This window comes from Amycolatopsis arida (assembly GCF_900115565.1).
GTDB classification, from domain to species: Bacteria; Actinomycetota; Actinomycetes; order Mycobacteriales; family Pseudonocardiaceae; genus Yuhushiella; species Yuhushiella arida.
Genome location: NZ_FOWW01000001.1, coordinates 263,875 through 283,341 on the forward strand (window position 1 = coordinate 263,875; position 19,467 = coordinate 283,341).

A 19,467-nucleotide genomic window follows, 5' to 3' on the forward strand; every position below is an offset into this window, starting at 1 on the left:
GGCTGCTGTGTTGAAAGGTTCACTCCGCAAGCTCCGCTCACAACCCCTCCTCGCTGACGCTCGTCGGCCCCGTTCGCCAAGGCTGCTGTGTTGAAAGGTTCACTCCGCAAGCTCCGCTCACAACCCCTCCTCGCTGACGCTCGTCGGCCCCGTTCGCCAAGGCTGCTGTGTTGAAAGGTTCACTCCGCAAGCTCCGCTCACAACTCCGGCTCCTTCCTGGATTGGTTACGGAACGCGGCGTCGAACGCCGCCGCGGGCCTGTCGAACAGCAACCCGCGGAGGAACCGCACGGCCTCCGCGGCACCCCGCAACCGGTCCATCCCGGCGTCCTCCCACTCCACCGAGATCGGTCCGGCGTAACCGATCACGTTGAGCGCCCGGAAAGCGCTCTCCCAGTCCACGTCGCCGTGCCCGGTGGAGACGAAGTCCCAGCCCCGTCGCGGGTCCCCCCAGGGAAGGTGCGAGCCCAACCGCCCGTTGCGCCCGTCGAACCGCTTCTTGGTGTCCTTGCAGTCCACGTGGTAGATCCGGTCGGCGAAGTCCAGGATGAACCCGACCGGGTCGAGGTCCTGCCACACGAAGTGCGAGGGATCCCAGTTCAGCCCGAACGCCGGCCGGTGGTCCACGGCCTTCAGCGCGCGCCGGGTGGACCAGTAGTCGTAGGCGATCTCCGAGGGATGCACCTCGTGGGCGAAGCGCACCCCCTCGGCGTCGAACACGTCCAGGATGGGGTTCCACCGCCGGGCGAAGTCGGCGTAGCCGTCGTCGATCACGTCCTGCCCGACCGGCGGGAACATCGCCACGTACTTCCAGATCTTCGAGCCGGTGAAGCCGATCACCGTGTCCACCCCGAGCTTCGCCGCCGCCCGCGCGGTGTCGGCCAGCTCGGCGGCGGCCCGCTGCCGCACGCCCTCCGGCTCGCCGTCGCCCCAGATCCGCGCCGGGAGGATGTCGCGGTGCCGGTCGTCGATCGGGTCGTCGCACACCGCCTGGCCCACCAGGTGGTTGGAGATCGCCCACACCTTCAGCCCGTGGGAGTCGAGGAGCTTGCGCCGGTCGGCCACGTAGTCGTCCTCGGCCAGCGCCCGGTCGACCTCGAAGTGGTCGCCGGAGCAGGCGATCTCCAGCCCGTCGTAGCCCCACTCCGCGGCGAGCTCGCACACCTCCTCGAACGGCAGGTCGGCCCACTGGCCGGTGAACAACGTGATCGGTCGGCTCATGGGTGAGCTCCCTTCGGAGTCGGGATCGCCTGCAGGCGCAGCAACAGGTCACGGACGTCGGTCGCGGCGAGCCGCCCGGTCCTGTCCACTGTGTCCTCCAGGCTGGACGGCACGGCCGGGTCGGAGCACAGCAGCACGGGGCCCTCGGCGGCGGTGTCGGGTAGCCGGCCGTGCGTGCCACGCACCCAGCGCGGATCGGTGGGAACCACGTTCATCGCGTAGCGCAACCCCACCTTCTTCCGCACCAGGTTGAGCCCGGCCTTCGCCTTGACCAGCGGGTCGGCCGGGTCGAAGAACAGCTCGGCGGGGTCGTAGCCGGGCTTGCGGTGGATCTCGACGCCGCGGGCGAAGTCGGGCGCGCGGTCGTCGTCGAGCCAGTAGTAGTAGGTGAACCACGCGTCCGGCTCGGCCACCGCGACCAGCTCGCCGGACCGCTCGTGGTCCAGCCGGTACCTGGCCTGCGCCGGCCGGTCCAGCACCTCATCCACACCGGACAGTCCGGCGACGAGGTCGCGTACCTTCGGCAGGTCGGCGTCGTCGGCGACGTAGACGTGCGCGACCTGGTGGTCGGCCACCGCGAACGCCCGCGACGCCCACGGGTCCAGGTACTCCATGCCGTCCTGGGTGTAGACCTCGAGCAGCCCCTCCCGCCGCAGCGCCCGGTTGACGTCCACCGGGCGGCGGGCCGGGGTGATGCCGTACTCCGACAGCGCCACCACGGTCGCGCCGGCCGCCTCGGCGTCGGCCAGCAGCGGCGCCACCGCGGCGTCCACCGCGCGCGCCGCGGCCACCGCCTCGGGTGCGTCCGGGCCGAACCGCTGCAGGTCGTAGTCCAGGTGCGGCAGGTACACCAGCAGCAGGTCCGGCCGCTCGGCGGCGAGCACCCTGCGGGCCGCGGCGACGATCCACCGGCTGGACTCGATCGACGCCGTCGGGCCCCAGTAGTGGAACAGCGGGAACGGCCCCAGCTCCGCGGTCAGCTCGTCGTGCAGCCGGGGCGGGCGGGTGTAGCAGTCCGGCGACTTGCGGCCGTCGGCGTGGTAGATCGGCCGCGGGGTGACCGTGAGGTCGGTGGACGTGCCCATCGCGTACCACCAGCAGATGTTGGCCGCGGTGTAACCGGGGTGGGCGGCCCGCGCGGTCTCCCACACCTTCTCCCCGCCGACCAGCCGGTTGTGCTGCCGCCACAGGAAGACCTCGCCGAGATCGCGGAAGTACCAGCCGTTGCCGACGATGCCGTGCTCGGCCGGGGTCAGCCCGGTGAGGAACGTGGACTGCGCGCTGCAGGTCACCGCGGGCAGCACGGTGCCCAGCTCGGCCCGCCAGCCGCGCTCGCCGATGCGGCGCAGGTTCGGCGCGTGCGCCAGCAGCGCCGGGGTCAGCCCGACGACGTCGAGCACCACGAGTGGGGTCACGCGCACACCTCCCGACCGGGCAACCGGGCCCGCATCCAGCGCAGCTCGTCGGCGATGCCGGTCACCAGGTCCTGCCGGTGCGCCGGCGGCAGCACGCTCCACGTGTAGGTCTCCACCTCGACGTGCGGGAACCGGTCCGGCTCGTGCTCCCGCACCGCGGCGAGTGCGGTGGTGAGCACGTCCGTGGTCGCGGCCAGCGGCGGCGCCGGCCGGGCGTGCAGCGGCACATGGAAGTGCACCCGCCACGGCCCGCGGCCGGGCAGCCGGTCCAGCGCGTCCGGCAGGTCGTCGGCGGCGAGTACCGACCCGTCCTCGGCCCGCTCGCGCACCTGGTGCAGGTACCGCGGCTCGGCGAAGCTGGCGAGCGCCTCCCGCGCGGCGGCGGTGCCCGGCGCCGCGACGTGCAGCGCCGCCGACGCCTGGACCTTCACCACCCGCAGCCCGGCGCGGTAGATCCCGGCCACCGCCTCCGCCGGCTCGGCGAATGACACCGCCAGGTGGCAGGTGTCCAGGCACAGTCCGACGTGCTCGGGGTCGACCCGCGGGGCCAGCCAGCGCACCGCGTCGGCCACCGTGTCCAGCACGCAGCCGGGCTCGGGCTCCACGGCGAGCCGGATCGGCCGATCGTGGCGGGCCAGTGCCGCGCCGACCTCGGCGAGCGCGGCGGTCGCCCGGTCGTCCGCCGCGCGGTCCCACGGCTCCCGCCAGCCCAGCGGCAGGGTGGAGATGCTGCCCGTGTCCGCGTCGCCGGGCAGCAGGTCGGCGAGCACCGTCGCGCAGTCCAGGGTGTACTTCAGCCGGGCCAGCTCGGTCCACCTCGGACGGTAGACGGCGTGCTTGACCACCTCGGCGTGGAATCCGCCGTAGGGGAAGGCGTTGAGCGTGTGCACGGCCAGCCCGCGGGCGCGCAGCTCGGCGGTGAGCCGGCGGCGGGCGGCGGGGTCGGCGGCCAGTCCGGCGGCGACGTCGGCGGCCAGCCACAGCCCGACCCCGAGCCGGTCGGCGTGCAGCTCCTCCCGCACCGGCACCGCGTAGGCGTCGAGCTGAGCCACGATGCCGGCCAGGTCCTCCGCCGGGTGCACGTTGGTGCAGTACGACAGCATCACGCGGCCCCCGTGTCCGGGCGGGCGCCCCTGAGCACCGAGTTACCGGCGAAGGTCTCCGCGGTGGGCTCGGTGCCCGCCGGCGCGTCGAGCATCAGCTTGCCGCTCTGCCCGTAGAACGCCACCGGGTTGACCCACAACACCGTGTCCACATCGGACTCGGTGAACCCGCCCTCGAGCATCGCCCGCCCCGTCTCGTACGTCTTCAGCGGGTCCGAGCGGCCCCAGTCGGCGGCCGAGTTCACCAGCATCCGGTCGGTGCCGTACTCCTTCAGGATCGCCACCATCCGCCGCTCGTCCATCTTGGTGTCCGGGTAGATCGAGAAGCCCATCCAGCACCCGGTGTCGACCACCAGCCCCACGGTGAGCTCGTTGAGGTGGTCCACCACCACCAGCTCCGGCGCGATCCCCGACTCGCGCACCACGTCCAGGGTGCGCTTGGTGCCGGCGAGCTTGTCCCGGTGCGGTGTGTGCACCAGCACCGGCAGCTCGTGCTCCAGCGCCAGCTCCAGCTGCCGGGCGAACGCCGCCTCCTCGGCCTCGGTCATCGAGTCGTAGCCGACCTCGCCCACCGCGACCACGCCGTCCTTGGCGAGGTAGCGCGGCAGCACGTCGAGCACCGGCACGCAGCGCGGGTCGTTGGCCTCCTTGGGGTTCAGCGCGATCGTGCAGTGGTGCCGGATGCCGAACTGCGCCGCCCGGAACCGCTCCCAGCCGACGAGCCCGTCGAAGTAGTCGGTGAACGACCCGACGTTCGTCCGCGGCTGGCCGAGCCAGAACGCCGGCTCCACCAGCGCGCGCACCCCGGCGGCGTACATCGCCTCGTAGTCGTCGGTGGTCCGCGACGTCATGTGGACATGCGGATCGAAGATCCTCACCTGCCTGCCTCCTGCAGAATCGCCAGCGCGTCGGCCGGGACGTCCCGCCCCGCCGCCCTGCGCTCGGCCGCGTAGTCGGACACCATCCGGACCAGCTCGCCGTCGGTGCGCTCGCGCAGCCCGCTCACCGCGGCCAGCGGCACCCCGACGAACAGGCACTTGAGCACGCCGTGCCGCCACGTGTGCGCGTCCAGCTCGCGCGCGGCGAACGGACCGAGCGCGGCGGCCACCAGCCGGATGTCGTTGGTGCGCAGGGCGTCGGCGACGATCTCCCGCCCGGTGCCGGCCACCGCCTCGGGCAGCAGGTGCAGCGCGCGCAGCACGCCGCGGCGCTCGGCGGCGTCGCCGTAGCGGTACAGCTCGAGCACCTCGGTGGCCAGCCGGTCCGCCGGCAGCGCGTCGGCGAGCACGGTGAGCAGCCGCGCCCGAGCCAGGTCGTCGACCGTGCCGTGGACCAGCCCGTCCCGGTCGCTCTCCGGCCGCAGCGCGCCCCTGCCGACCTTCCGCGCGACCGCGGGGAACAGCGTGCGCGCGGCGGCCGGCTCGGCCCGGACCCTGCGCTCGGCCTCGACCAGCCACGGGTGGTCCACGCCGACCGGGGCCAGCGCGGCGGTGAGCGCGGCCAGGCTCCGCCGCGCGACCTCCGGGGCGGCGTGGCTGTGCCGGGGCAGCTCGACGGCGGCCACCCCGGCATAGCCGACCTCGACCAGCGCCGCCAACGTCCCGGGCAGATCGAGCTCGCCCTCGCCGAACTCGAGGTGCTCGTGGACGCCGGGCAGCATGTCGTCGAGCTGCACGTTGACCAGCAGCGGGCCGGCCCTGCGGACGCACTCCGCGGCGCTGACCGGCTCCACCGCCACGCAGTGCCCCACGTCGAGGGTGATCCGCAGCGGCTCGGGCCTGCCCAGCTCGTGGCGCAACCGCAGCGCCTGGTCCAGCCGGGTCACCAGGTGGCCGGGCTCGGGCTCGAGGCCGAGCGGAACGTCCCGCCGGTCGGCATCCTCCAGCACCGGGCCCAGCGCCGTGCGCAGCCGGCGCCACGCCTCGTCCTCGTCCACGTCGGACGGTGCGACACCGGACCAGAAGGAGACGCAGTCGGCGCCGAGGTCGGCGGCGATCCGCAGCGCGCGGCGCAGGAACTCGACCCTGGCCTCCGGCTCGGCGGAGACCAGGGTGGGCTGGTGCTTGCGCCACGGGTCGAGCAGGTAGCGCGCCCCGGTCTCCACCACGACCCGCAGGCCCAGCTCGGCCAGCCGGTCGCCGACCCGTCGCACCCGCCGGGGCAGGTCGGGGGCGAACGGGTCGAGGTGGTGGTGGTCGAGGGTCAGCGCCACGGCGGTGTAGCCGAGCTCGGCGATCACCGCGAGCGCGTCGTCGAGCCGGTGGTTGGCGAAGCCGTTCGTGCCGTACCCCAGCGAGAACGGCACACCGGCACCGGGCAGCGCCATGTGGGGCTCAGTCATGGGGGGCTCGGTCATGTGGGGCTCACCCGCCTCGCGAGTCGTCGGGCCAGGGGCAGCGCGCCGGCCAGCACGGCCGCGGCGGGCAGCGCGCCGTGCCGGGCGACCAGGCTGGCCTGCAGCGGGACCATGCCGTGGATCCCCGCGGCGGTCGCCGCGCGGACCCGGCCCGCCGCGGGACGTTCCGCGGCGGCCAGCTGGGCGGCGCCGACCGTGCCGGCGTACCCGGCGCCGAGGGCGAGCGCGGCCAGCCGGTGCGGGCGCGACCGGGTGGGCCCGGCCACGGCCACCCCGGCGGACACCGCCGTGCCGGCCAGCGCGGCGGTCGCGGCGGCGCGGGAGCCGCCGCGCACCTCCCCGCCGGACAGCGCGGTGACCCCGAGGGTGTGCGTGCCGAGCGCCGCCGCGGCGGGCAGCGCGCCGCGCACGCGACCACCGGCGGCGCCGAGCAGCACGTCGAGGGCTCGGCAGGCGGCCATGCCGGCCGGGCCGGCCGGAGTGCCCTTGAGCACCAGGTCGTAGGCCCACACCGCGGCGGCGAGCGGCGCGGCGATCCGCCCGGCGCGCCGGCCCCCACCGAGCCGGGCCAGGCCGAGGCCGGCGGCGGTCAGCGCTCCCCCGGTGGCGAGCGCCGCGCCCGCGCTCACCCGCCCCGAGGGGATTGGCCGCTCCGGCCGCTCCACGGCGTCCAACCGCCGGTCGGACCAGTCGTTGAGGGCCATCCCCGCCCAGTACAGCGACACCGACGCCAGCGGCAGCAGCAGCCGGCGGCCGCGCACCGGCACCCCGGCGGCCGCGGCGCCGGCCACCGTGTCGCCGAGCACGGTGAGCGCGGCGGGCGCCCGCACCAGCTCGGCCAGCGCGCGCAGCCGGGCCCGCCGGGTCCTCCGGGTCCGCGGGCTCCGCGAGGTCACTGTCGCTCCCGCAGGTCTGCCGCCCACGCGTGCAGCGCGGCCGCCTGCTCGGCCAGCCGGTGCTCGGTGCTGCCGACTGGGTCCTTGAAGAAGAACGCGAACGCGCCGAGCGGGCCGCGCTGGCCGGCGGCGTGCGCGGCCGCGGTGAGCCGCGCCAGGTCCAGCACCAGCGGGGCGGCCAGCGCCGAGTCGAGCCCGGTCCAGGTGAACTGCAGGCTCATTCGCGCGCCGAGGAAGCCCTCGAAGGACACGTGGTCCCAGGCGACCTTCTGCTCGCCGAGGTCGGGCACGTTGTCGATGTGCAGCGGCGCGGTGACCTCGCCGCCGAGCAACGTCGCCAGACCGCGGCCCTTCGACTCCAGCTTGCTGCCGGCGTGCTCGGCGTCGGCGAGGGTCTGCCCGTCCCCGCCGCCGAGCAGGTTGGTGCCCGCCCACGAGCGCACCCGCAGGGCCCGCGCGGCGAACATCGGCGCGAGCGCGCTGCGCACGAGGGTCTCCCCGGTCTTGCCGTCCGACCCGGCGTAGGGCAATCCCTGCCGCTCGGCTAGCTCGGCCAGCGCGGGCAGCCGGATGCCGGTGGACGGGGTGAAGTCGACATAGGGGCAGCCCGCGTAGAGCGCCGCGTGGACGGCGACCGAGCTCGGCGGCAGCACCGTCCGGCCGGGCACCGCCATCGCCGCCTCGAGCGACCGCAGCGACCGGTGCTCGGGCAACTCCGGGAACACCGGCTCGGTGGACGAGACGTTGAGCACCACCACCCTGGCCAGGTCGTGCCGACGGGCGAACGCCCGGATGTCCGCGCCGAGCCGGGCGGCCGCGTCGGCCTGCGACCCGTCGTGGGTGGCCGGGTGGTAGCCGGCGCACACCTCGGCGTCCACGTCCGCCAGCTGCCCGCGCACCGCGTCGAGCACCCGGTGCGGGATCACCCCCGCCTCGGTGAGCGGCTCCGCCCGCTTGTCCAACGGGGTCGACACGATGTCGTGCCCGCCGACGACCAGCTCGTCCCAGTCCGGAAGGCCGAGCTCGGCGAACCGCGGCCCCGCGCTGACGCAGCCGGTGGGCGGGACGACCCCCGCGCGCAGGGCCAGCAGCCCCGTGATCGCCGTGGTGGCCACCGATCCCCTGGCCCCGATGAGCCACAGCCCGGTGCGTCCGCACGCTGCCATTGCTTCCCCTTTCCGCTCGTCGCCGGGGCCGGCTGTCGGGCACTGCTGACACTGCCGCGCCCGGCAGCCGGCGTCCGTCCGCCGTGTTGGATTCGCTGTGGCCGGTCAGTCGGTGGCACCGGCCGAGGCCAGTGGCGCCACCCCCTCGATGTGGCCGATGACCGCCTCGGCGTCCCGGGTGAGCACCGCGCGCACCCCGGCGTCGGGCACCAGCGCCGGGTCACCGGCCAGCTCGGCGAACGCGCGCAGCTCGCGCACCGCCTTGGCGTCCTTCCCCTTCGCCTCGGCCGTCCTGGCCTTGCGCAGCTGCTTGCCCAGCTCGCCGTACGCCGTCAGGGCGAGCCGGTTGCTCGCCCTGAACCGCTCGACCAGCTGGTCGATGTCGCGCAGCGACGTGGTGGTGGCGAAGACGACCGACTGCTCGGCGCGGTTGCCGGCGGTGTCGCTGGCCGACAGCGCCAGGGTGTGCGTGCCCAGCTCCAGCTGGTGCAGCGGCACCACCGCGCCGGAGGTGACCGGCTGCCCGTCGAGCGTGGCGGACCGCTCGGCCACGCCGGAGGTGGCGTCGGTGGCCCGCCAGGAGATCACCACGTCGGTGGCGTCGCCGTAGACCCTGCCGTCGGCGACGCCGGCCAGCATCAGCGTGGGCGACGTGCCGTCGATCCGAATCGTGGCGGCCTTGTCCGGCTCCACGTTGCCGGCCCTGTCGACGGCGCGGTAGCGCAGCGTGTGGTCGCCGTCGTCGCGAACCGCGATCGGCTCGGTGTAGGTGGCCCAGTCGCCGCCGTTCAGGCTCCACTCGATGCGCTCCACGCCGGTTCCCTCGTCGGTGGCGGTGAGCGTCACCGGCACCTCGCCGGGGTGCCAGCCGTTCGGCCCCGGCGAGCTGAAGCTGGCCGTGGTGACCGGCGCGGCGACGTCGAGCGGGCTGACCTGGATGTTCCGGAACCAGACGTCGTCGCCGTCGCCGTGGTTCTGGATCCCGACGAAGCCGCGGGTCAGGTCGCGGTTCGGGTCGGTGCTGACGAAGTCGTTGATCAGGACCCCGTTCAGGTGCACCTGGATGGCCTGCCCGCGGACCACGATCTCGTAGGTGTTCCACTCCCCCGCCGGCTTCAGCGCGGCGTCCCTGGCGGCGATGTCGGCCGACTGGAAGCCGTAGATCGCGCCGGTGGTGCGCTCGGGCGCGTCGGTGGCGTCGATCTGGACCTCGTAGCCCTGGTTCACCGCGACCCACGGGTCGTTCCCGGGGTCGGGGAACCCGACGAAGATCCCGGAGTTGTCGTCACCGGCCAGCTTCCAGTCCAGCTCGAGCCGGTAGGCGCCCAGCTCCTCGCCGAACCAGAACAGCCCCATCCCACCGACCGAGCGGATCGTGCAGTCGGGCTGGTGCTGGAACGAGCCGGGGCCCGCCTGCCGCCAGCCGGCCATGCTCGCCTCGGTGCCGTCGAAGAGCATCCGGTACCCCGGGTCCGGCTGGGTCGGCTGACAGGTGGGCGTGCCGGGCTGGGCCACCCCGGACCCGCGCACCCGAAGGACGTCCACATCGAACAGTCCACCCGAGCCGGTGCCACGGAACACAAGGTACAGCGGCGCGGTGCCGCCGGGGTCGGTGACCGGCGCGATCGGCGCGTCGACGTAGTCGTCCCACCCGCCGGTGTTGCGCACCGGCACAGTGTGCACCAGCGGGCCGTCCGGCGCGCCGACCCGCAGCTCGATCCGGCCGCCGGCACCGCCGGAGGACACCCGGTAGTCGATCGCCTCGACACCGGTGAGGTTGGCCGGGTCGAGCTTGAGCCAGTCGCCGTCGTCGATGTAGCCGACCCGCTTGCCGCCGCTGGCCCCGGCGGCGTTCACGATCCGCGTGCCGTGGTGCTCGGTGAAGAACTCGGCCTGCTTGACCTTGGGCTGCAGGATGTTCTCCGCCGAGCCGGTCAGCGGCGGCGCGCCCGGCGCGCCGGTGTCGGTGTAGCGGGCGTTGATGACGCCGAAGATGTCGGCGTCCAGGCCGTGGCCCTCGTCGGCGGGGGTCTGGATGACCCCCTCGCAGCCGGTCGCCCTGCTCAGCGGGTGGCCGTGGTTGTCGTGGCCGAGGATGTACTCCACGGTCACCTTGGCGCAGTCGATCGGCCCGTCCTCCGGGTCGGTCACGGTGACCCTGAACGGCACGGTGTCGCCGAAGCCGAAGAACCCTCCGTGCGCGGGGGCCTCCAGGGTCACCGTCGGGGCGGTGTTCCCGGCGGTGATCACCACGCTGGCCGCGCCGGTCAGCCCGGTCGGGTCGGTCACCTCCAGCTTCGCGGTGTACTGGCCGGGCTCGGTGTAGGTGAACGTCACCGGGCCGGTGTCGGTGGAGTCGGTGGTGCCGTCACCGTCGAGGTCCCAGGCGTAGGCGAGCGTCCCGCCGTCCGGGTCGGAGACCGCCGGCTCGAAGGTCACCTCCAGCGGCCCCGGCCCGGAGGTACGGTCGGCGGTGAGCGACACCGACGGCGTCCGGTTGCCCTTGGTGTAGTCGATCCGGTACACCGCCGACTCCGGCGACCCACCGAAGAAGCCGGTGCCGTAGTCCAGCACGTACAGCGAGCCCTCCGGACCGAACTCGATGTTCATCGGCCGGACCAGCTCCATCGAGTCGAAGAAGGGCCGGATCTCGCCGCGCTCGCCGTTCGGCCCGATGTCGATCGTCTTGATCCAGCCGCGGTCCCACTCGTAGGCGAAGTTCTTGCCGTCGAAGTGCTCGGGGAACTTGGTGACCGAGTCCAGCTCCGGGTCGAACCGGTACACCGGGCCGCCCATCGGCGACTCGCCACCGGTGCCGAACTCCGGCACCGAACCGCCGTCGTAGGCGATCCACGCCGGCTGCGCCGGTGGCAGGTCGACCAGGCCGGTGTTGTGCGGGCTGGTGTTCTTCGGCTGGGCGCAGTCGAACGGCTCGCCGGAGGTGCCGGTGGCGAAGTCGTAGTCGCGGTAGGCGACGTTGTCCCCCACGCAGTACGGCCAGCCGTAGTTGCCCGGCCCCTTGATCAGGTTGAACTCCACCATCCCGGCCGGTCCACGGTTCGGATTGGCCGAGCCGGCGTCGGGGCCGTAGTCGCCGAGGTGGATCCACCCGGTCTGCTTGTCGACGGCGAACCGGAACGGGTTGCGGAAGCCCATGGCGTAGATCTCCGGGCGGGTCTTCTCGGTGCCCCGTGGGAACAGGTTGCCGTCCGGAATGGAGTAGCTGCCGTCCTCCTCCACCGTGATCCGCAGCAGCTTCCCGCGCAGGTCGTTGGTGTTGGCGGAGGTGCGCTGCGCGTCGAAGACCGGGTTGCGGGTGGCCCGCTCGTCGATCGGGGTGTAGCCGTCGGAGGCGAACGGGTTGGTGTCGTCGCCGGTGGACAACAGCAGGTTGCCCGCGGCGTCGAAGTCGATCTCCCCGCCGGCGTGGCAGCAGATGCCGCGGTCGGCCGGCACCTGCAGGATCTTCTGCTCGCTGGCCAGGTCCAGCGTGCCGGCGTCGGTCAGCGTGAACCGGGAGAGCTGGTTGTGCCCACGAAACGGCGCGAAGTCGGCCTCGGTGCCGTTCTCCGGGGCGTCCCCGGGCGGGGTGTCCAGCGGCGGCGCGTAGTAGAGGTAGACCCACCGGTTGGTGGCGAAGTCCGGATCGATCGCCACGCCCTGCAGGCCGTCCTCGTCGTGGCTGTAGACGTCGAGCTTGGCCGCCAGCGTCGTGTTGGCCTCCGGGGTGGTCAGCCACACCTCGCCGTCGCGCGAGGTGTGCAGGACCCTGCGGTCGGGCAGCACCGCGAGCGCGATCGGCTCGCCGGTGCGCTCCTCCCCCTTGGCCAGGGTGATCTGGTCGAAGTCGTCGTCGACCGGCGGGCCGCCCGGCTCCGGCGGCGAGCAGTCGGCCGCCCGCTCCCCCGCCGCGTAGAGGATGCCGCCGAGCAGGTGCGCCCGGAACTCCGGCTCGGCGTACGAGCCGGTGGTGTGCCCGCCGCCGGTGTACCAGGCCCGGCCGCCGCTGTTCTCGTGGCACCAGGCGATCGGGTGGTCGCCCATCGCGCCCTGACCCGGGGCGTAGCTGGACTCGTCGAGCGAGGCCAGCACGTGCACGTTCCGCCGCGGGTTGGCGCCGTAGTTGTACCACTCGTCGGTACGCGTCCACTGGTACGGCAGGTGCGCGGTGGAGGGGTGCTGCCGGTCCTCGACGTTGACCGTCGCCTCCTGGATGTGCGGGTGCGACTGGAAGTACGCGCCCACCAGATCGCCGTACCACGCCCAGTCGTACTCGGTGTCCGCGGCGGCGTGCACCCCGGCGTAGCCACCTCCGCCGGCGATGTAGCGCTCGAACGCGGCCTGCTGGGCGTCGTCGAGGACGTCGCCGGTGGTGGACAGCCACACCACCGCGTCGAACCTGGCCAGGTTGTCGTCGGTGAACGCCGCGGCGTCCTCGGTGGCCTCCACGGTGAAGCCGTTCTCCGCGCCCAGCTCCTCGATCGCGGCGATGCCCGCCGGAATGGAGTCGTGCCGGTACCCGGCGGTCTTGCTGAACACCAGGACGTTGGCGGTGTGCGTGGTGGAGGGCTGCGCGGCCGCGGGCTGGGCGGCCGCTGGCAGGGACGCGCCGGCCAGCGTCGTGCCCAGGGCCAGCGCGGTGGCGCCCAGCCGGGCGCCGAGTCGGAACAACCTACCGGATCTCGCTCGGGGCGGGGTGCGTCGTGGCACGGGTACCTCTCTCGGGGAGGGGGAGGGGCGGTACGCGGTGGTGCGGTCGGTGTGGAGTTGCCGTCGTCGGTGTGGTCAGGATGGTCATGATGGTCATGATGGTCACGGCACGTGCTGGTCGGCGCGGTCGACGGGGGTCCAGCAGGAGCCGTCGGCGGCGCTGCGTTCCACGGCGTCCAGCACCCGCTGGACCCGCAGCCCGTCGGCGAAGCCGGGGCGCGGGGGCTCACCGGTGCCGATGGCGGTGAGGAAGTCGGCGACCTCGTGGGTGAAGGTGTGCTCGTAACCGAGGAGGTGACCCGGCGGCCACCACGCGGACAGGTACGGGTGGTCGGGCTCGGTGACCAGGACGCGGCGGAACCCGTCGGCGGCGCCGGGGTCGGCGCCGTCGTAGAACCACAGCTCGTTCATCGCCTCGAAGTCGAAGCTGAGGCTGCCGCGCGAGCCGTTGAGCTCCAGTCGCATCGCGTTCTTCCGGCCCAGCGCGTAGCGGGTGGCCTCGAAGCTGGCCAGTGCGCCACCGGAGAACCGGCCGAGGAACAGCGCGCAGTCGTCGACGGTCACCTCCTCGGTGCCGTGGGAGCCGCCGGCCACCGGGCGGTGGCGGACGAACGTGTCGGTCACGCCGGACACCCCGACCAGCGTGTCCCCGGTGACGAACTGCGCGGCGTCGACGATGTGCGCGCCGATGTCCCCGAGCGCGCCGGACCCGGCCTGCTCCTTGCGCAACCGCCAGGTCATCGGCGCCGCCGGGTCGGACAGCCAGTCCTGCAGGTACACCGCCCGCACGTGGCGCAGCTCGCCGAGCCGACCCTCGGCGACCAGCCGCCGGGCCAGCGCCAGCGCCGGCACCCTCCGGTAGTTGAACGCCACCATCGAGCGCACCCCGGCCCGGTCGGCCCGCGCGGCGGCCTCGGCCATGTGCTCGGCCTCGCCGACGCTGTTGGCCAGCGGCTTCTCGCACAGCACGTGCTTGCCGGCGGCGAGCGCGGCGACGGCGATCTCACAGTGCGTGTCGCCGGGCGTGCAGATGTCCACGACGTCGACGTCGTCACGGGCGACCAACGCGCGCCAGTCGGTCTCCACCGACTCCCAGCCGAGCCGCTGCGCGGCCTCCTTGGTGCGCTGCTGGTCCCGTCCGCCGAGCGCGACCATGCGCGGGACGAACGGCACGTCGAAGAAGTGGTGCACGGTGCGCCACGCCTGGGAGTGGACCGCGCCCATGAAGGCGTGGCCGACCATGGCGACGCCGAGCGCGTCGCCGTCCTGCTGGCTCATCGAGCTTCCCCCTGTGTCGGTGGTGTGGGCGATGTCCGGTGGTGGTCGAGGGTCACGAGTCGAACCCGACGTCGAGGTAGGAGTCGACGTTGTCCTTCGTCACCACCGCCGAGTAGGTGGTGATCTCGGCCGGGATCTCGTGCTCGGCGAGGTCGCCGAGGCCCTTGCCCTGGCCGAGCAACCGGGCCAGCGCGATCGCCGAGGAGGCCATCGACGGGCTGTACAGCACGGTGGCCTTCACCGGCCCGCTGTCGTTCTTGATCAGGTTCATCATGTTCTTCGAGCCGGCGCCGCCGACCATGAAGAAGTCCGAGCGGCCGGAGCTCTCGATCGCCGCGACCACGCCCACGCCCTGGTCGTCGTCGTGGTTCCACAGGGCGTGCAGCTCGGGCGACGACTGCAGCAGGTTGGCCGCCTGCGTCTCGCCGGACTCCGGCGTGAACTGCGCGGCCACCCGCGGGCCGACGGAGAAGCCGTGCCGCTGCAGCGCGTCGGCGAAGCCCTGGCTGCGCTGCTGGGTCAGCGGCAGCGAGTCGATGCCGGCGACCTCGCCGATCACCGGGTCGCTCACCCCCTGCCGCTTGAGCTCCTCGGCGATGTAGTTGCCGGCGTTGACACCCATCCGGTAGTTGTCGCCGCCGATCCAGGCGCGGTAGGCCAGGGGGGTGTCGAAGACCCGGTCGACGTTGACCACCGGGATGCCCCTGTCCATGGCCTGCTGGCCCACGGCGGTGAGCGCCTTGCCGTCGAAGGGCAGGATCACCAGCACGTCCACCCCGCCGTTGATCAGCGACTCGACCTGGGCGATCTGCTGGTTGACGTCGTTGGTGCCCTCGGTGGCGTTGAGCGTGACGTCGGAGAAGTTCTCGGCCTGGGCTCTGGCGTTGATCGTCACCGCGGCCATCCAGCCGTGGTCGGCGGCCGGCGCGGAGAAGCCGATGGTGACCGGCTTGCCCGGCTCGGCGTTCGCGCCCTGCGCGCCCGCCTGGGTGGGCGCCTGCTGCTGCGCCGGCTGGTTGGAGGTGCAGCCGGCGAGCACCGCGCCCGCGCCGACTCCGGCGGCGCCGAGCAGGAAACCGCGGCGGGCGAGGAAGGAGGTGTCTGCGGTCATGGCTTGCTCCCGGTTGCCGTGTCTACTGTGGATCGCTCCGGAGCGCGTCGCCGGCCCCGCCTCCTGGCGGAGGTGGTGTGCTGGAGCAGCACGGCGGCGACGATGATCGCACCCTTGGCGATGTTCTGGATGTCGGTGTCGAGGTTGTTCTGAGTGAAGATGCTATTGAGGACGGTGAAGATCAGCACGCCGATCAGCGTGCCGATGATGCTGCCGCGACCACCGGAGAGCAGCGTGCCGCCGATCACCACCGCGGCGATGGCGTCGAGCTCGTAGAACAGCCCGTTGGTGGAGGCGCCCGAGGTGGTGCGGGCGACCACCATGATCGCGGCGATGCCGCAGCACAGGCCGCTGATGCCGTAGACGAGCGCGGTGTGCCGGCGGACGTTGATGCCGGAGAGGCGGGCGGCCTCGACGTTGCCACCGATGGCGTAGGTGCGCCGGCCGAACGTGGTGCGGTTGAGCACCACCCAGCCGGCGGCGAAGGTGATCGCCAGCATCCAGACCAGCACCGGCACGCCGAGGAAGGCGCCGCGGAAGAAGTCGGTGAAGCCGGTCTCGGTGACCACCTGGGTGCGCCGGCCGCTGATCCGCTCGGCGAGGCCGCGCGCGGAGGCCATCATCGCCAGCGTGGTGATGAACGGCACCACCCTGCCGTAGGCCACCAGCACGCCGTTGACCAACCCGGCGCCGAGGCCGACCAGGAGGGAACAGAGGACCATCACCCAGGGGCCGTAGGACTGGGTCGCGAGCGTGGTCATCCAGACGCTGGACAGCGCCACCAGCGAGCCGACGGACAGGTCGATCCCGCCGGCGATGATCACGAAGGTCATGCCGACGCTCACCACGCCGATGGCCGCGGCGAGGCGCAGCATGGTGGAGACGTTCTCCTGGGTGAGGAACGTGTCGGGGCGGGTCAGGTAGCCCACCACGCAGAGCAGCAGGAGCACGCCGGTGAGGCCGAGCAGGCGCACGTCGACCGACGGTCCGCGGCGCCGCTCGCGGCCGGGCTCGTCCACCCGGACCGGCGGCTCGTGCACGGTTTGCGTCACGCGACACTTCCTTCCATGACCATGTCCAGCACGTCCGCCTCGGTCAGCTCCGCCGCCGGCCGCTCGGCGAGCACCGTGCCCTCGCGCAGCACGAGGACCCGGTCGGCGAGCCCGAGGACCTCGGGGATCTCGCTGGAGACCAGCACGATCGCCACCCCGCCCGCGGCGAGCTCGTGGATCAGCCGGTACAGCTCGGCCCTGGCGCCGACGTCGACGCCGCGGGTGGGCTCGTCCAGCAGCAGCACCCGGCAACCGTGCACCAGCCACCGGGCCACCACGACCTTCTGCTGGTTGCCGCCGGAGAGCGTGCGGATGATCCGCCGTGGGTCGGCCGGCCGCAACTCCAGCCGCTCCAGAGTGGACTTGGCGTCACGGTTCTCGCTGGCTCGCTGCGAGAAGCCGAACCGACTGTAGGCGCGGAGGCTGGCGAGGGTGACGTTGTGCATGACGGGCATGTCCAGCACGAGCCCCTGGCTCTTGCGCTCCTCGGGGGCGAGCCCGACGCCGGCGTCGACCGCGGCGGCGACGCTGCCGGGGCGCAGTGCCCGGCCGGCGACGGAGACGGTGCCGGTGTCGGGGCGGCGCGCGCCGAAGATGGTCTCGAGGATCTCACTGCGGCCGGAGCCGACCAGGCCGGCGAGGCCGACGATCTCGCCGGCGCGCACGGAGAAGGTGACGTCGCGGAACTCGCCGGCGCGGCCGAGCCCGGACACCCGCAGCACCTCGTCGCCGAGGTCGACGTGGGCCTGCTGGGCGGCGCGGAAGGCGGTCTCCACCTTGCGGCCGGCCATGAGGTCGACCAGCTCGGTGCCCGGGGTGCGGCGGGCGTCGAGGTTGGCCGCGACGGTGCGGCCGTCCTTGATGACGGTGACGCGATGGCCGATGCGGCGGATCTCCTCCATGCGGTGGGAGATGTAGACGACGGCGACGCCGTCGGCGGTGAGCTCGCCGACGATGCGGAAGAGGTTGTCGACCTCGTCGCTGGCCAATGCGGCGGTGGGCTCGTCGAGGACGATGAGGCGGGCGTCGTGGGCCAGGGCGCGGGCCATCGAGACCAGCTGCTGCGCGGCGGCGGGCAGCCGGCCGACCTCGGCGTCGGGCGGGATCTCCGGGTGGCCGAGCCGGTCGAGCAGCGCCGCGGCCCGCGCGCGGGCCGCGGCGGGACGGGTGAAGCCGAAGCGGGAGCGCTCCTGGCCGAGGACGATGTTCTCGGCGACCGGGAGGGTGGGGATGAGGTCGAGCTCCTGGTACATCGTGGCGATGCCGCGCCGCAGCGCGGCGACCGGTGAGGCGAGCGTGACCGGCCGGCCCCGCCAGACGATCTCGCCCGCGTCCGGCTGGTGGGCGCCGGCGAGGGTCTTGATGAGGGTGGACTTGCCGGCGCCGTTCTGGCCGAGCAGGCAGTGCACCTCGCCCGCGCGGACCTCCAGGTTCACCCCGTCGAGCGCACGCACGCCGGGAAAGTTCTTGACGATGCCCCGCATCACGAGCAACGGTCGGGCTGCGCCGTCGCCATCCACGTCATCGTTCGACGCGTGCAGACTTACATCCACCTCGGCCCCACTTCGTCCTGTGCCATGCAAAAGTAGGGTGACGGCGCCCACCCGTCAAGGTGAACTTCGCTCCGTGACGCCTGGCCGCCCGACGCTTCGTTCCGTGACGAACCCTTCGGTTTCCGACCGTCCGCGCCGCTCTCACCTGCGGCAACCCGGCAGCCTTCGCCGACTCCGTCATCTCGGGCACGAGCCAGCCGTTCGAGACGGCGGGGCTCGACGTCGGCACCGAAGCGCGGTTCGACGGCCGCCAGGCGGAAGCGGTCCTCGAATCGGCGGGCTAGGCGGTGACGGCGGCGGCCGCCGAAAACGGTGCTGCCGGGCATGACCTACACCGACGAGGCCACTTCCACGGTCGGCGTGGTGCTGCTCGTCAGCCGGTGACGCTGCCGGACAGGTTGGCGGTGTTGTTGCTGCCGGGTGAGCCCGCACCCCCGGTGCGCGTCACCAGCCGCCCGTTCGCCGTGGCCGTCGCGAGCCGAGACGCTCCGTGTGCGGCTCGCTCGCCGCCGTTCACTCACGAGGCGGGTGGACCGTCCGGGCGCCACGTGCTCGCCCGTTCGCGCGGCGCGCCGAGCCGTTCCCGGTGCGCGGCCAGTGCCCTCACGCCCTCGCCGGTCAGCCGGATCCAGGTCTCCGGGCGCTTGCCCTGAACCGCGGGCCGCGGCGAGCGGCGGGATCGCGGCCAGCACGAGCCGGCCGGCGCTCCAGTTCGCGGGTCCAGAGGGTCAGCGGGCCTGGCGGGTGGCGCGAAACCGCTGCCAGTGGTCGGCGACCTGAACCATGTCCCGGGCGAGCTCGTCGAAGAACGCGTGCATGTCCTTCAGCCGCGCGCCGGCGGGCGTGTCGGTGCCGAAGGCCTCCGCTCCCTCGTGGGCGACGTCGGCCCACGCCACGGTCGCCCGGGTGCTCACCTCCCACGCGCGCATCCACACGTCGTCGTCGATGACGTAGCGCTCGCGCCGCCGCAGGGTGTCGCGCTCGCGCCGGACCAGCCCCAGTTCCTCCAGGTAGCCGACCGCCTTGGAGATCGACGCCGGGCTGACCCGCAACCGACCGACCAGCTCGGCCGCGGTGAGGCTGCCGGCGTCGGTCGCGTAGAGGCTGGCCAGCACCCTGGCCGCCATCCTCGGCAACCCGTTTCGCAACATGACCTCGGTGAACCGCTCCAGGAAGGAGTGCACCGCCGCCGGGTCGCGGCCCGACGTTCCGGTCTCCGGCACCACGGCGAGCGTCAACGGGCTGCGCCGGCGGGCCCGCCGTTCGGTGCTCAGCTGCGCCCGATCGGCCCGGTAGCTGCCCGGCCCGCCGTTGCGTGCCACTTCCCGACTGATGGTCGACGTGGGCCGGTCCAACTGCCGGGCGATCTCGGCGTAGCCGAGCCCTTCGAGCAGGCCCGCGGCGATGCGCCGGCGGTCGTCGTAGCTGAGCCTGCTACCCGGCATCCTGCCTCGCCTCCCGATGGTCGTGCCCTGGGTCCAGTGTGCTTTCATCGCCAACCCATTGCAACACAGGGCAACAGCTCATTGCATTACCTGGCACCGCCATTGCAACAATATCCGGGAAAATCCCTGATATATCCCGAATCAACGCGGATCCTGTTGCCC

The 19,467-nt window shown here is 73.2% G+C and carries 13 protein-coding genes; all 13 read right to left on the bottom strand.

Annotated features, from left to right (window positions below; translation table 11 throughout):
• Positions 1-197: 197 nt before the first annotated feature.
• The 13 genes from BM051_RS01330 to BM051_RS30580 all read right to left on the bottom strand — a co-directional run bounded on the left by BM051_RS01330 (position 198) and on the right by BM051_RS30580 (position 19,305).
• Complete coding sequence (locus tag BM051_RS01330) at positions 198-1,220, bottom strand: sugar phosphate isomerase/epimerase family protein (protein ID WP_092526653.1); 1,023 nt, start codon at positions 1,218-1,220, stop codon at positions 198-200.
• The gene (locus BM051_RS01335; RefSeq protein ID WP_092526656.1) at positions 1,217-2,635 is read right to left on the bottom strand and encodes an alkaline phosphatase family protein; all 1,419 of its coding nucleotides are present in this window, start codon (positions 2,633-2,635) and stop codon (positions 1,217-1,219) included. The genes BM051_RS01330 and BM051_RS01335 overlap by 4 nt, the downstream gene beginning before the upstream one ends.
• Entirely contained in the window at positions 2,632-3,738 is a 1,107-nt protein-coding gene (eboE, locus tag BM051_RS01340) for a metabolite traffic protein EboE (protein ID WP_092528351.1), read from the bottom strand. Before eboE ends, BM051_RS01335 begins: the two co-directional genes overlap by 4 nt.
• Positions 3,738-4,616, bottom strand: a complete 879-nt coding sequence (locus BM051_RS01345; protein WP_092526659.1) for a TatD family hydrolase — start codon at positions 4,614-4,616, stop codon at positions 3,738-3,740. The genes eboE and BM051_RS01345 overlap by 1 nt, the downstream gene beginning before the upstream one ends.
• Positions 4,613-6,079, bottom strand: coding sequence for an EboA domain-containing protein (locus BM051_RS01350; RefSeq protein WP_243859873.1), 1,467 nt, complete (start codon positions 6,077-6,079; stop codon positions 4,613-4,615). The genes BM051_RS01345 and BM051_RS01350 overlap by 4 nt, the downstream gene beginning before the upstream one ends.
• 11 nt (positions 6,080-6,090) lie before the next feature.
• On the bottom strand, positions 6,091-6,945 hold the full coding sequence (locus BM051_RS01355) for an SCO3242 family prenyltransferase (RefSeq protein WP_092528355.1): 855 nt from the start codon (positions 6,943-6,945) through the stop codon (positions 6,091-6,093).
• A 41-nt stretch (positions 6,946-6,986) separates the two neighbouring features.
• A complete protein-coding gene (locus BM051_RS01360) occupies positions 6,987-8,156 on the bottom strand; it encodes an inositol-3-phosphate synthase (protein ID WP_092526662.1) in 1,170 nt (389 codons plus the stop codon).
• Between the two features lie 105 nt (positions 8,157-8,261).
• Entirely contained in the window at positions 8,262-12,827 is a 4,566-nt protein-coding gene (locus BM051_RS01365; protein ID WP_092526665.1) for a ThuA domain-containing protein, read from the bottom strand.
• Positions 12,828-12,968: 141 nt separating this feature from the next.
• On the bottom strand, positions 12,969-14,144 hold the full coding sequence (locus BM051_RS01370; RefSeq protein WP_092526668.1) for a Gfo/Idh/MocA family protein: 1,176 nt from the start codon (positions 14,142-14,144) through the stop codon (positions 12,969-12,971).
• A 52-nt stretch (positions 14,145-14,196) separates the two neighbouring features.
• A complete protein-coding gene (locus BM051_RS01375; RefSeq protein WP_092526671.1) occupies positions 14,197-15,255 on the bottom strand; it encodes a substrate-binding domain-containing protein in 1,059 nt (352 codons plus the stop codon).
• A complete protein-coding gene (locus BM051_RS01380; protein ID WP_243859885.1) occupies positions 15,252-16,274 on the bottom strand; it encodes an ABC transporter permease in 1,023 nt (340 codons plus the stop codon). The genes BM051_RS01375 and BM051_RS01380 overlap by 4 nt, the downstream gene beginning before the upstream one ends.
• A 29-nt stretch (positions 16,275-16,303) precedes the next feature.
• Complete coding sequence (locus tag BM051_RS01385; protein ID WP_092528357.1) at positions 16,304-17,791, bottom strand: sugar ABC transporter ATP-binding protein; 1,488 nt, start codon at positions 17,789-17,791, stop codon at positions 16,304-16,306.
• A 797-nt stretch (positions 17,792-18,588) separates the two neighbouring features.
• Positions 18,589-19,305 (bottom strand): GbsR/MarR family transcriptional regulator, encoded by a 717-nt coding sequence (locus BM051_RS30580; RefSeq protein ID WP_092526677.1) that lies wholly within the window; start codon positions 19,303-19,305, stop codon positions 18,589-18,591.
• Between the last annotated feature and the right edge of the window lie 162 nt (positions 19,306-19,467).